General features: G+C 66.1%; 11 protein-coding genes and 1 pseudogene. 7 read left to right on the forward strand and 5 right to left on the reverse strand.

Translation table 11 applies throughout. The features are described from left to right. Nucleotide 1 precedes the first annotated feature (1 nt). On the reverse strand, nucleotides 2–1,063 hold the full coding sequence (locus JQ627_RS10010) for a DUF2155 domain-containing protein (protein ID WP_212484004.1): 1,062 nt from the start codon (nucleotides 1,061–1,063) through the stop codon (nucleotides 2–4). Between the two features lie 205 nt (nucleotides 1,064–1,268). Here JQ627_RS10010 and JQ627_RS10015 point away from each other — a divergent pair, with 205 nt between their 5' ends. The 3 genes from JQ627_RS10015 (at nucleotide 1,269) to JQ627_RS10025 (ending at nucleotide 4,481) form a co-directional block, all read left to right on the forward strand. Then, complete coding sequence (locus JQ627_RS10015; protein ID WP_212484005.1) at nucleotides 1,269–2,216, forward strand: alpha/beta hydrolase; 948 nt, start codon at nucleotides 1,269–1,271, stop codon at nucleotides 2,214–2,216. A gap of 14 nt (nucleotides 2,217–2,230) precedes the next feature. Continuing rightward, nucleotides 2,231–3,253, forward strand: a complete 1,023-nt coding sequence (locus JQ627_RS10020; protein ID WP_212484107.1) for a Na+-dependent transporter — start codon at nucleotides 2,231–2,233, stop codon at nucleotides 3,251–3,253. Nucleotides 3,254–3,509: 256 nt separating this feature from the next. Then, complete coding sequence (locus JQ627_RS10025; protein ID WP_212484108.1) at nucleotides 3,510–4,481, forward strand: MBL fold metallo-hydrolase; 972 nt, start codon at nucleotides 3,510–3,512, stop codon at nucleotides 4,479–4,481. Between the two features lie 85 nt (nucleotides 4,482–4,566). Here the strand turns inward: JQ627_RS10025 and JQ627_RS10030 are convergent, their stop codons facing one another. Together JQ627_RS10030 and JQ627_RS10035 are read right to left on the reverse strand one after the other, a co-directional pair. Further along, entirely contained in the window at nucleotides 4,567–5,361 is a 795-nt protein-coding gene (locus tag JQ627_RS10030) for a methyltransferase domain-containing protein (RefSeq protein WP_212484006.1), read from the reverse strand. Between the two features lie 35 nt (nucleotides 5,362–5,396). Beyond that, on the reverse strand, nucleotides 5,397–6,338 hold the full coding sequence (locus tag JQ627_RS10035; RefSeq protein WP_212484007.1) for a GlxA family transcriptional regulator: 942 nt from the start codon (nucleotides 6,336–6,338) through the stop codon (nucleotides 5,397–5,399). A gap of 94 nt (nucleotides 6,339–6,432) precedes the next feature. Here JQ627_RS10035 and JQ627_RS10040 point away from each other — a divergent pair, with 94 nt between their 5' ends. Further along, nucleotides 6,433–7,119, forward strand: a complete 687-nt coding sequence (locus tag JQ627_RS10040) for a DJ-1/PfpI family protein (protein ID WP_212484008.1) — start codon at nucleotides 6,433–6,435, stop codon at nucleotides 7,117–7,119. A 388-nt stretch (nucleotides 7,120–7,507) separates the two neighbouring features. Here the strand turns inward: JQ627_RS10040 and JQ627_RS10045 are convergent, their stop codons facing one another. Further along, nucleotides 7,508–7,915, reverse strand: coding sequence for an NADH:ubiquinone oxidoreductase subunit NDUFA12 (locus tag JQ627_RS10045; RefSeq protein WP_212484009.1), 408 nt, complete (start codon nucleotides 7,913–7,915; stop codon nucleotides 7,508–7,510). A 246-nt stretch (nucleotides 7,916–8,161) separates the two neighbouring features. On the opposite strand from JQ627_RS10045, the gene JQ627_RS10050 reads away from it, so the two are divergent. From JQ627_RS10050 to JQ627_RS10060, 3 genes are all read left to right on the forward strand, one after another. Further along, complete coding sequence (locus tag JQ627_RS10050) at nucleotides 8,162–8,788, forward strand: BA14K family protein (protein WP_212484010.1); 627 nt, start codon at nucleotides 8,162–8,164, stop codon at nucleotides 8,786–8,788. A 269-nt stretch (nucleotides 8,789–9,057) separates the two neighbouring features. Beyond that, nucleotides 9,058–9,471 carry a response regulator gene (locus JQ627_RS10055; RefSeq protein ID WP_212484011.1) on the forward strand — a complete coding sequence of 138 codons (414 nt, stop codon included), beginning with the start codon at nucleotides 9,058–9,060 and terminating at the stop codon, nucleotides 9,469–9,471. After that, nucleotides 9,468–11,726, forward strand: a complete 2,259-nt coding sequence (locus JQ627_RS10060) for a CHASE3 domain-containing protein (protein WP_212484012.1) — start codon at nucleotides 9,468–9,470, stop codon at nucleotides 11,724–11,726. The genes JQ627_RS10055 and JQ627_RS10060 overlap by 4 nt, the downstream gene beginning before the upstream one ends. Nucleotides 11,727–11,748: 22 nt before the next feature. On the opposite strand, the pseudogene JQ627_RS10065 reads toward JQ627_RS10060, so the two are convergent. Next, nucleotides 11,749–12,645, reverse strand: a pseudogene (locus JQ627_RS10065) (DMT family transporter). Between the last annotated feature and the right edge of the window lie 376 nt (nucleotides 12,646–13,021).

The following is a 13,021-nucleotide window of genomic DNA, read 5'->3' on the forward strand; positions in this document are numbered from 1 at the left end:
CCTAGCGCCCGAACCCGGGGATACCGAACAGACCCGGCTGCTGCTGTGGCGGCGGAGGTGGCGGAGCCGGCTGCTGCTGCTGGATTGGCGGCAAGGGCTGCGGCGGACGCTGCTGCACGGCCTGCTTGGGTGGCGCTGCCTTCTTCTGCGCGGGCGGCGGAGCCGGCGGCTTTGCCGCACCAGGATCCGGCGCGGCGGTCGCAATGGTCTGCTGCGGCTCTTTGCAGTCGGTGAGCCAGATGTCGTAGATCGGATGCTCGACGCCGTGCAGGCCGGGGCTCGCCGCATACATCCAGCCCGAGAAGATGCGCTTCACCTCGCCCTGCAAGGTGATCTCGTCGACCTCGACGAACGCGTCGGTATTGGTGGCTTCCGTCGCCGGCCGCGTATAGCAGGCGTCGGTCTTGACCCGCAGTGCACCGAACTGGACGGTCTCGCCGATCTCCTCGTCGAAATTGATGATGCGCCCGGTGATCTTGTCGAGGCCGGAGAAGGTCGCCTTCTTGTTCACGATCTTCTGGGCCGGCGGCTCGGTCACGACCTCATCGCCGGGCTGGAGGCTCGCCGGGGTCTGCGGGACGGTGCCGCCCGGGCCGCCCTTCTGCTGCGGCTGGCGCTGACCGGGCGCGCCCGGCTGCGGGGCGGCCTGCGGATTGGGCGGAGCGACCGCCACGGACGGCGGCTGGTTTGGCGGAGCAACGGTTGAGCCCGGCGGCGGCGCCAGGGGCTGGGATTCGACCGGCCCCGGCATCACGTTACCCTGCCGTCCCGGCGGCGGCGGCATCGGGCGCGACGGCAGCACGCGGCCCTGCGGCGGCAGCTCCGGCACCTCTTCGTCGTCATCGGGGATCTGAGGCTGCGGCTGGCCACGCGGAATCGCGCCCGGCGGCCGCGGCGGCGGGTCGGAGAAGATCGTGCCGATCTGCGCCTGCGCGGGCGTCGCAACCGTCAAAGCGGTGGCGGCCAGAAGCGCCGCAAGACCTGGCAGGGCAAGTCTTGTAAAGGTAAGGGTTCGAACCATCTTCTCGCGCGGCTTCAACACCGAATCGGGCTTGCTGGACATCTTACAGGGGATACCGCCGCTCGCAGGCCATCCGGTTAACACGGCGAATACGGCGGGGGAAGGGCGGCATCCCTGCCCTGCCCGCCGCCCGCTGGCCAGACCCGCCCCCGGATGGGATAGTCGGGACGCCTCTCCCCGGGGCCGAAGCGGGCATCCCCGATTGCCGCCGCCCCCATCATAACCAGAAACTGCAGAGGTCGCTCCCATGCCCGTCGTGCTCGATCCCGATGCCGCCGCCGTCTACAAGGCCTTTCAGGAGGCCGGCCGCCCCGCCTACGAGACGCTGACGGCAGCGGAAGCCCGCGCCTATTACGCGCTGGCCCGCTTCGCCACCAACCCCGAGCCGCCGGAACTGGCGCGCGTCGCGGCGCTGGCGATCCCGGCACCGCACGGCGCAATCCCCGCCCGCATCTACGTCCCGAAGCAGCCGCGCCTTCAGGACGGCCTGTCGCCGGCGCTGGTGTTCTTCCATGGCGGCGGCTGGGTGATCGGCGATCTCGACTCCCACGATATCGTCTGCCGCCAGCTCGCCGTTTCAGGTGCACTGATCTTGATCTCGGTCGACTACCGCCTCGCGCCCGAGCACAAATTTCCCGCCGCCGCCGATGACGCGATTGCCGCGACCGAATGGATTGCCGCGAATGCGCGCGAGCTCGGCATCGACGCCTCGCGCCTCTCCATCGGCGGCGACAGCGCCGGCGGCAATCTCGCGGCCGTGGTCGCGCTCGCCGCGCGCGACGGCAATGGCCCGGCGATCGCGGGCCAGGTCCTGATCTACCCGGCCGTCGACTTCGCCATGACGCACGGTTCCCACCGCGAGCCCGAGACCAGCGTGCTGCTGACGCATTCGGTGATCCGCTGGTTCCGCGATCACTATCTCAACGGCGCCGCCGACATCCAGGACTGGCGTGCCTCGCCGGCGCGCGCGAAAAGCCTCGCCGGGCTGCCGCCGGCCTATGTGCTCACGGCCGGCGCCGATCCGCTGCGCGACGAAGGCGACGACTATGCCGAGCGCCTCAGGCAGGCCGGCGTGCCCGTCACCACCAAGCACTATCCCGGCCAATTCCACGGCTTCTTCACGATGGGCAAATTGCTCCAGCAGGCCAACGTCGCCGTCAGCGAGATCGGCGCGTGGCTGAAAGGATTAGGCTGACGCTGCCGTCCCGGATGCCCCCCCTTCTCCAGACCGTCTTCGTCCTCCCCCTGCGCGCGCTGACATGGCTCGGCAGCCAGGGCACCCGTGCGGTGGCAGCCGTCGTGTTCATCGCGGCCGCGGTACCGCCGCTCGGGATGCTGCTGCGGCCCTACGTCACCGAGGCGATCTTCGGGCTTCTCTGCATCTCCTTCATGCGGGTCGATCTGGCCGCGCTCTACAGCCATCTGCGCCGGCCGGCGCTGGTCGCGACCGCCACCGCCTGGACCACGATCGGCGTGCCGCTGATCGTCGGGCTGGTCGCCCATGCAACGGGGCTCACGGCTCGCTCGCCCGGCCTTGCGCTGGCGCTGATGCTCCAGAGCATGGCCTCGCCGATGATGGCGTCTCCGGCGCTTGCAGCGCTGATGGGCCTCGATGCCACGCTCGTGCTGGTCACGCTGGTGACCTCGACCGCGCTGGTGCCGTTCACGGCCTCGCTGTTCGCGGGCCTCTTCCTCGGCGACATGCTCACCATCTCGCCGCCCGCGCTCGGACTGAAGCTGCTCGGCATCCTCGCGGCATCGCTGCTCGCCGCAACCTTGATCCGATGGGTCTTCGGCGCTGACGCGATCCAGCGTCACAAGAAGCCGATCGACGGCTTCAACATCATCATCCTCTTGGTTTTCGCAGCCGCAATCATGGGTGATGTCGTGAGCGACCTCGTGGCCCAGCCGCTGTTCACGATCGGCCTGGCGGCTCTGTCCTTCGCGATCTATTTCACGCTGCTCGCCGTGACCACGCTGCTGTTCCGCCGCATCGGCTATGAGCGCGCGCTGGCGCTCGGGCTGATGGTGTCACAGCGCAATCTGGGCCTGATGCTGGCCGCGACCGCCGGCGCGCTGCCACCCACCACCTGGCTCTATTTCGCGATGACGCAGTTTCCGATCCATCTTGCGCCCTACATGCTGACGCCGATCGCGCGGCGATTCACGGCGCGCGCCGACGGCTCCGGCACGGCGGCTGCAGCCAGCACGACCCAGGGCGTACGCTCATAAGTCCGGAAATGAAGCCGGCGCTCTCTGGTTGATGACCAGCCGCGGCCTCCCTCAACAGCGCCGCCAGGGCGCTGATGGGAGATCCACGGCCGCTTTTTTTGCCGAACGATTCAGCTCGCCAGATCCAAATGATCCGCCCGGGCACGAAGCTGATCCGCGGGGGCATTCACCGCCTGGGCCGCCAGGATTACCCGTTCGCGAAGCATAGCCACGACGGTGCCAGCGCGCCGTGCCAAATGGAGGAAAGGCCATGACCATGTCAGCCAATCATCAGTCCATGCTCTCACGTCGCGGCTTCTGCCTGTGCTGCGCGGCCGCCGCCGGCTTCGCTGCAACGGGCGGTTGGTTCAGCCCCGCGACAGCCTACGCCAAGGCACGCAGCATCGTTGACCTGATCCGTGACGAGGCTGCCAAGACAAAGATCAAGGTCCACAAGCTTCGCGGCAATGTCAGCATCCTCGAGGGCTCCGGTGGCAATATCGCGGTGCTGACCGGACGAGACGGCAAGGTGTTCGTCGATGCCGGGATAACGGCCTCACGGCCGCGTATCTTGGAGGCGGCGAACAGTCTCGGCCGCGATCCGATCACGCATCTGATCAACACGCATTGGCACTTCGACCATGCGGACGGCAATGCATGGCTAAACGCAGAGGGAGCCGAGATCACGGCGCACGAAAACACCCACAAGCATCTCATGTCCACACAGAGGGTCGAGGATTGGAATTTCAATTTTACGCCCTCAGCCCTTGCCGCCGTTCCGACCGACATTTTCGACACGGACAAGACCCTGAAGCTGAACGGATCGACCCTTCAGCTCAAATATTACGGACCGGCGCACACCGACAGCGACATATCGGTCAATTTCAGCGAGGCGGACATTCTCCATGTCGGTGACACCTACTGGAATGGCATCTATCCCTTCATCGACTATTCGACCGGCGGAAGCATCGGAGGCATGATCAAGGCCACAGAAGCGAACCTGGCGGCCGCAACAAAGCGGACCATCGTCGTTCCCGGCCACGGCGCGCCGGTGAGCAACCGAGAAGAGCTGTCGACCTACCGCGACATGCTGGTTGCTATCCACGACAACGTGGCGCGGCTCAAGCAGCAGGGACGTTCGATCGAAGAAACGATCTCGGCCAAGCCGACCGGCGCCTTCGATGCCAAATGGGGCCAGTTCGTCATCACGCCGGAGTTCTTCGTGCGGCTCGTTTACCAAGGCGTCTGAGGTCAATCGCCGCAAGCCAGGAAAGCAGCACGCCGAAGCGGCAGTTCGGCGTCTTCAATTCCAGGAACGATGAGAACTGCGCCAGTCATAGCGGCGGCGCAGCCGGCTTTGAGCCCCTGAAGAGATAGCGGTTGGTGCTGAAGAAGTATTGTCCCGCCCCGCCCAGACGCTCGAACTCGCTGTGCCATGCTTCGAGATCATCGGCCGAAACGTCGTTCCTGCGGGCGACGAAGTCCCGAATGCCCTGGGCCAGCCCCTTGCTGTAGCTGTCGTCATCGTACCGCAAATTCAGGATTGGAAACACCGATGCTCCGTCCAGGTGAAGTCCTGCATCCACCAATCTGTGGGCCATCGACCTTGGGAGACGCGGGTGAGCGCAGTGCGCTTCCCATGACTTCATGACCGCGGCCATACGTTCCGGGCTTTCCGAATGCCACACCACCGCGTCCCAATCCGTTGCGACAAAAATCGTACGGCCCCCTGGCTTGAGCACGCGAAATGTCTCTGCGAGGACGCGGTCGACATCAGGCACGTACTCGGCGACCTGTGTGCACACGACGACATCGAACGACGCATCGGATTGACCCAATTCCGTCGCGTTGCCGATGGCATATGAAATCCAGGCGGAAGCCTTCTGCCGGTTGCAGACCGCGATCAGGTCAGTCGACACGTCGACACCGACGACAGCACCGTCGGGCCCAACGATCTGCGCCATGCTTTCGCAGAGATAGCCGGGACCGCATCCGATATCGAGAACGCTCTCGCCGGCAGACAGATTGAGCTGCCGAATTGTCTCCGCGCGCTGGGCGGTCACGTCCCCCGTGAGATAGATTCTCTGGAGCCGTTTCGCGTTCTCGTTGCTGTACTCCATCCCGCCCATCTTCGCCTCCACGCTCGAGTGCCAGGTGAGATTTGCTAACCCGCCCTCGCCGCACGCCGCAGCGCCTGGGGCGGCTGGCCGAAGGCGCGGATGAAGGCGCGCCGCATGCGCTCGGGGTCGCCGAAGCCGGTCGTCTCCGCAACGAGCTCGATCGCCTCGCGCGAGGACTGCACGCGCTCGCGCGCGACCTCGATCCTCAAGCGCTCGATCGCCTTGGAGGGCGTCGTGCCGGTCTCGGCGGCAAAGGCGCGGGCAAAATGCCGCGCGCTCATGCCGGCACGATCGGCGAGATCTTCGACCGTCAGCCGGGCGTCGAGGTTCTCGCGCGCCCAGGACAGCAGCGCGCCGAACCGGCCGTTCGGTGTCTTCAACTCCAAGAGCGAGGAGAACTGCGACTGGCCGCCGCTGCGGCGATGATACAGCACGAGCTGGCGTGCTGCCTGTTGCGCAATCTCCTCGCCATGGTCCTCGGTGACCATCGCGAGCGCGAGATCGATGCCCGCGCTAATGCCCGCCGACGTCCACACATTACCGTCATGCGTGAAGATCTGGTCCGGCTCGAACTTCACCTTGGGATAGCGCGCGACGAAATCCCGCGTGCGGCCCCAATGCGTGGTGGCGCGGCGCCCATCGAGCAGGCCCGCCTCGGCCAGCACATAGGCGCCCGAGCAGACGCTGGCGACGCGCACGCCGCGCCGCGCCAGCCGCTGCACGAAGGCGCGCGTGACCTCGCAGCGTGCGGCGTCCGTTACGCCTGCGCCGCCCGCGATGACCAGTGTCGTGATCGCATTCGCCGACTTGAAGTCGCGCGCCATCATTTCCACGCCGGACGAGCTGCGCACGGGCCCCGCGTTCAGTGCCAGCACCCGGATTCCGGTGGCTGTCTTGCCCGTGCAGCGCGCCGCGATCTCGAACACCGAGATCGGGCCAGCCGCATCGAGCAACTGGAAATCCGGGAAGATCAGAATGCCGATCATGGTCATGTCCGAAAGTGAGGGAAATACGCCATTTTGGACGGAATGGCATCATGAGAGGCTGCATCCGTCAAGCTCATCTTTGGAGGACCTGCCCATGTCGTCACCGCTCCAGATCGGTCTTTTGGTGTTTCCGCGCGTCACCCAGCTCGACTTCACCGGTCCCCTGCAGGTGTTCGCGATGCTTCCCGACGCAAAACTGCATTTGATCTGGAAGCGCATCGAGCCGGTGCCGAGCGATTCCGTGATGACGCTGACACCGACCACGACGTTCGCCGACTGCCCGCAGCTCGACGTGATCTGCGTGCCCGGCGGCGGCGGCACCAACGACCTGCTCAACGACGAAGAGGTGCTCGATTTCCTGCGCCGGCAGGCCGAGGGCGCAAGGTATGTCACCTCGGTCTGCACGGGGTCACTGGCGCTCGGCGCCGCGGGTCTCCTGAAAGGCTATCGCGCCGCGACCCATTGGAGCGCGATGGAGATGCTCAGCCAGTTCGGCGCGACGCCGACCAAGACCCGCGTCTGCGTCGACCGTAACCGCATCACCGGCGGCGGCGTCACCGCGGGAATTGATTTCGCGCTGACGTTGGTGTCGATCCTACGCGACCGCACCACGGCCGAAGCGATCCAGCTCCAGATGGAATACAACCCGGCACCACCGTTCAACTCAGGCTCCCCTGATACGGCGCCCGCCGAAGTGCTGGCCTTGCTCAGGGAGCGCGGCGCGGCAAACCAGGCGCGGCGGCTCGATGCCGTGAAGCGCGCGGCCGAGCGGGTGAACTAGCCTCGTGTCCCGGACGCTGCGCAGCGTCCGGGGCACGAGACCTCGTGCAAATCCCCAAAAGAAAAAGGCCGCTCGGTTTCCCAAGCGGCCTTTCCTGTCTTACGGTGGCTGCACATTCCATCGGGCGATTTCGGACTTCCAGACCGGGGGCCTATCTCCCGATCGAGTCTTGGCCGGCGGCCGCTGCATCTCGGGACAGTCGCGAACTGTTGCCCGAACCGAACGCGATGGTCTCCCATCTCCGTAAGATGGGATCATTGAGCCGCATCGCTCGCGTGGCTGCAACGCCCGCGCAGGCGCCGTCCCCGCTGTTCCCGTTGTCCACAGCAAGGTGAGGCGGATGCTTGTGCATCCACCCCGCGACAAGAATTCGGACGAAGATCGGAACCTAGCCAGGCGTCCAGGGCTGATAGTCGCCGGTCGCCGCCGGCCGCCGGCCGCCGGCGAGCGTCGAGCCCGAGGGACGGTAGGCGTTGGCCGTGCCCGTGAGATTCGGCTGATGCGGCTTTTCCCACTCGCGCGGCTGGTAGTTGGTCTCGGTCGGCGGGGTGTCGACGACGTGATGAATCCAGCCGTGCCAGGACGGCGGAATGCGGCTTGCCTCGGCATAGCCGTTGTAGATGACCCAGCGCCGCTCGAATCCGAGCGTCGGATCGATCGCCCCGCCGCGGGTGCGATAATAGAGATTGCCCTGCTCGTCCTGGCCGACCAGCTCTCCGTACCGCTTGGTCCAGAGTTGGGTGCCAAAGGTCTGGCCACTCCACCAGGTGAAGAACTTGAGGAAGAACTGTTTCATACGGCTAGGGCCCTGCTTCGTGAGGCCCTGATGCCATCCGGGCGGCGAAATGTCCAGTTCGGCGGGGGCGGCCGTGCCCCACGCAAATGTGTGCTCCATCGCGGACAGTGCCGCAAATCGGGCGCCATCCGTTCATGCCGGGTACAGCGGCCGCGTGAAAATCTCGCCCTCACACGCGCACAGCGGCGTGAGCCCGGGAACCGCAGGCCTTTCAAGGGGTTTGCTTCCGGGAAAAGGAGTTTGAACATGAACAGTCTGAGAGTTTTGAGCACCGTCGCAGCCGTGGCGCTCGTTATCCCGTTGGCGACGCCGAGCTTCGCCCAGGGCCGTGGCGGCCATGGCGGCGGTGGCGGCGCCCATTTTGGCGGCGGCGGTGGCGGCGCTCACTTCGGCGGTGGCGGCGCGCGCATGGGCGGCGGTGGATTCGGCGGCGGTGCACGGATGGGTGGCGGCGGCGGCAATTTCGCAGCCGGAGCCATGCGCCCGAGCGCCGGCCTAGCCATGCGTCCGACCGCAGGAGCCACGTTTAGTGGCGGCGGCGGCCGTCCGCTCGCAGTCGCGGGTAACAACTGGCGCGGCGGCGGCGGCAACTGGCACGGTGGCGGCTGGCGTCGTCACGGCGGCGGCTTCTGGCCGGGCGTCGCAGCCGGTGCTGCGATCGGCGGCCTCGGCTCCTATGCCTATTACGGTGGCGGGTACTACAACGATCCCTATTACTATGGCGACGACAGCTACTATGACGAGCCGTCGGTCGCGGTGGTGCCGGACAGCGGCGGTGACTCGTCGGCTTATTGCGCGCAGCGCTTCAAGTCCTACGATCCGGCCTCGGGCACGTATCTTGGCTATGACGGCCAGCGACATCCCTGCCCGTAAGCAGATCGACAACGCTTGAAGGAAGAGGCGTCGCAGCGGTGCGGCGCCTCTTTCATTTGTCGCGCGCTCTTCTTCATTTGTCGCGCGCTCATCGCCTGTTTCGCGCGCAGCTCGCGCATCTTGCGCGAGGGTCTCTATCATGCGAGCGCGAAGGGACCTCTATTCACCGCACCGTGCATATCTACAATGATCCAATCCCAAATTGACCAGTCCCGCGATTCGCCTATATCACCGATGAATGTTGGGACTTCGATCTACTGGGAAATGTCATGCCGCGTATCCTCGTGGTGGATGACGATCCGATGGTCGGCGCGACCATCGAGGTCCTGCTCCAACGTCAGGGCTTCGATGTCACGATGGCTGACGGCGGAGAAACGGGTCTGGCTGCGCTCGAAGCGCAGACGTTTGACGTGATGCTGGTCGACATCTTCATGCCGCACATGCGCGGCTTCGAATCCATCCGCATCTTTCACGAGCGCGCTCCGGCGATCCCTCTGATCGCGATGTCCGGCTACGCCTTCGCCGCGTCTGCCTCGCCCTCCCCCGATTTCCTCCGCATGGCGCTGGAACTCGGCGCGACACGCTGCCTGCGCAAGCCGTTCACGCCGGACGCGCTATTGACCACGATCCGGGAATGCCTCGGCGAGGCCACGCAGCCGAAGGACAAGAAAGAAGCACCTTGATCCCAACGCAGCGCGTCATTCTCGGTGCTGGACTCGCAATCCTCCTGATCATCACCGCCGCCTCGATCGGACTCGACGTCAAGTCGCGGTCCGATGCCGCCTGGGTCAATCACACCGTCGAGGCGCTGAAGAAGATCTCCGATCTGCGCGTGCTGATGCGCCGCGCCGAGAGCGCCGCGCGCGGCTACGAGATCTATCGCAACCCGAGCTTCAGCGACGAATTCGAGGCTGTGCACGCCCAGATCGCGCCGGCACTCGCCGACCTCAAGCGTAGCTTGCGTGACAATCCCGATCAGGTCGCGCTGTTGGAGGGCACCGAGCCGCTGGCGCTGCGCCGGATCGAGATCGCCGCAGAAGTGATGCGCCTGCGCGCCGGGAACGACCAGGCCGGCGTTGCCGCGCTCCAGGGCAAGGCCGAGGGCCGCGGCCTCATGGACACGGTGATGGGCAATCTCGATCATCTGAGCGCGGAGGAAGAGCGGTTGCTCGCCGCACGCTCCCAGAATTCCCGCCGCACCGGCATCGTGCTGCTCGGCATCGACGTGATCGGCGCGCTGGTGATCCTGCTGCTGGTCGCAATGCTGATGCGCGAGAGCCAGCGCACCACGGGCGCGCTGAAGAGCACGCTGCTCGAGACCACGGCGGCCAACCAGCAACTCGAGGCGGCGGTCGCCGAGCGCACCAAGCATCTCGTCAACGCGCATGACGAGCTGCGCCTGTCGATCAACGTGCTCCAGAGCACGTTCCACAGCATGGCCGAGGCCGTGCTGGTGATCGACGCCGAGGGCACCGTCCTTCTGTCCAATCCGGCCGCGGAGCGCATGTTGCTGCATCGCGCCGGCATGAACCTGCGCAACCTGCGCGCCCTCTCCGACGTGTTTCACGGCGACGGCGTCACGCCGCTCAAGGCAGACGAGCTGCCCTCGACGCGCGTGCTGCGCGGCGAGCAGTTCGAGAATCTGGAGATGATCGTCCGCCCGCACAGCGGCAACGCTCACCGCCATCTGATGATCAGCGGCCGGCCGATGCGCGACGGACAGGGCAACGTCTCCGGCGCCGTGCTGGTCTATCACGATGCGACCACTTCGCGCGAAACCGAGCGGCAGTTGCACCAGTCGCAGAAGCTGGATGCGATCGGCAAGCTGACAGGCGGTGTCGCGCACGACTTCAACAACATGCTGACCGTGATCTCCGGCAATACCGAGACGCTGGTGGCGAGCCTGAAGCAGCAGCCCGAGCTCCAGCGCGCGGCGCGGCTGATCGACGATGCCGCCGAGCGTTGCGCCGAGCTGATCCAGCATCTGCTCGCCTTTGCGCGCCGGCAGCCGCTGCAGCCGCGCGATGTCGAGATCAACGGCGCGATCGCCGATATCGCCAAGCTGCTGCGGCCAACCCTCGGCGAGCAGATCCAGATCGAGACCGTGCTGGAACAGGGGTCGATGACCGCACACATCGATCCGTCCCGCCTCACCAATGCCGTGCTCAACATGGCCATCAACGGCCGCGACGCCATGCCGAACGGCGGCAAGCTGCTGCTCGAGACCCACCGCGTCGTGCTGGATGAGGCCTATGCGCAGGCCCACGCGGAGGTGCGGCCCGGCCCCTACGTGATGCTCGCAGTCAGCGACACCGGCACCGGCATGTCGGCGGATATCCAGCAGAAGGCCTTCGAGCCGTTCTTCACCACCAAGGAGGTCGGCAAGGGCTCGGGCCTGGGCCTCTCCATGGTCTACGGCTTCGTCAAGCAGTCCGGCGGCCACATCAAGATCTACAGCGAGGAAGGCCACGGCACCACGATCAAGCTCTATCTGCCGCCGGGCGAAGGCATGACGGACGTGGCGGCCCCGACGGTGCCGCAGGCCGAAGGCGGCGCCGAGACCATTTTCGTGGTCGAGGACGACACGCTGGTGCGCAACTTCGTCACCGCGCAGCTGCAGAGCCTCGGCTACAACACGGTCGCCGCGCCCGACAGCCGGGCCGCACTGGAATTGATCGAGGCCGGCCAGGGTTTCGATCTCCTGTTCACCGACGTCGTCATCCCCGGCGGCATGAGCGGCCGCGAGCTCGCCGACAAGGTTGCCACGCTCCGCCCCGGCGTGAGGGTGCTCTACACCTCCGGCTACACCGACAACGCCATCGTCCATCACGGCAAGCTCGACGACGGCGTGCTGCTGCTGACAAAGCCCTACCGCCGCAACCAGCTCGCCGAGATGATCCGGAAGGCGCTCAACGGCGGCGGGATGACCGCGGGTTAAGATGACATGCTGTCGCGCCTCATCATCGCGTCGCCAGCACCACGGCCGCCAGCGTGAAGATCAGCGCTGCGATCTGCCCCGGACCCAGCGGCTCGTGCAGCGCGAGTGCGGAGGCAACCACGCCGATGACAGGCACCGCCATCGTCCCGATCGCGGCCACCGAGGCCGGCAGGCGCGCAAGTGCTGCGAACCAGCTGACATAGGCGATGCAGAACTGCACCACGGTCGAATAGACCAGCAGCCACCAGCCGACCGGCGTCACCAGCGAAAGATGCGTGGTCTCGACCATGAGGCCGATGATCGAGATCGGCAGGCAGCCGATCCCGATCTGCCAGGCCGCGGCCGTGATCGGCGGCAGATGGATCGGGTACTTCTTCGAGAACACCGTGCCGACGGCAAAGCCCAGCGCGCCGCACAGCGCCATGATGATCCCCGGCAGCTTCTCCACGCTGGCGGCAATGCCGTTGCCGCCCATGATCGAGGCAAGGCCCACGAAGGCCATCACCAGCCCCAGCGTGCGCAGCACCGTCGGACGCTCGCCCAGCACCGGCCAGGCGATGATCGAGGCCCACACCGGCATGGTGTAGGCGATCAGCGCCGCCTCGCTGGCCGGCAGCCAGAGCAGCGCCAGGCCCATCAGCACCATCCAGCCGGTGACGTTGAGCACGGCGGCGGTCAACAGCCGCGGCCAGATCCCCGGCCCCACCCTGAGGCTCTGCCGGCGGATCAGCGCCAGCGCCGCGAGCAGCACCGCGCCCAGCACCCCCGTCACCCCGCGCAGCGTCAGCGGCGGCAGCTCGGAGAGCAGGAATTAGGTCACCGGCCAATTGAAACCCCAGCCAATCGAGGTGATGGCGAGGAACATCAGGCCGGCCGGGGCGATGCGCGGCCGCGCATCCCGGCGAGTCGAATCAAGCATGTGGGGTACCCGGCAAAATCGAGGTCAGCTTGGCGCGGATTCGCACGCGCCACCACCACCCCGGCGGGCATGCCTGCCCTCTCCTTCCGTACCACTACGTGAGTCCCGCTGAGGCAACCCCGGTCCCGAAAAAAATACCAGCCCTGTGAACAGCGGGATGAAGGGTCCTTCTCGTCACGGGATGCAAATTTTTTCAGTTGGGAATCCCTGAGGACTCACTGATACTTGGCTCAAGAACAGGCGCGGGCTTGCCCCCTGTTATCCCCCGCAATCCACCATATTTAGTATTTGATTCAGGAACTCGCACTAGTTCTTGACGGGCGCAACGGAGAGTCCTAGCTTTCGGTCCGTTCGGCGCGAGTGAGTTTGCGTCCCG

This window comes from Bradyrhizobium liaoningense, from assembly GCF_018130785.1.
Taxonomy (GTDB): Bacteria; Pseudomonadota; Alphaproteobacteria; order Rhizobiales; family Xanthobacteraceae; genus Bradyrhizobium; species Bradyrhizobium liaoningense_A.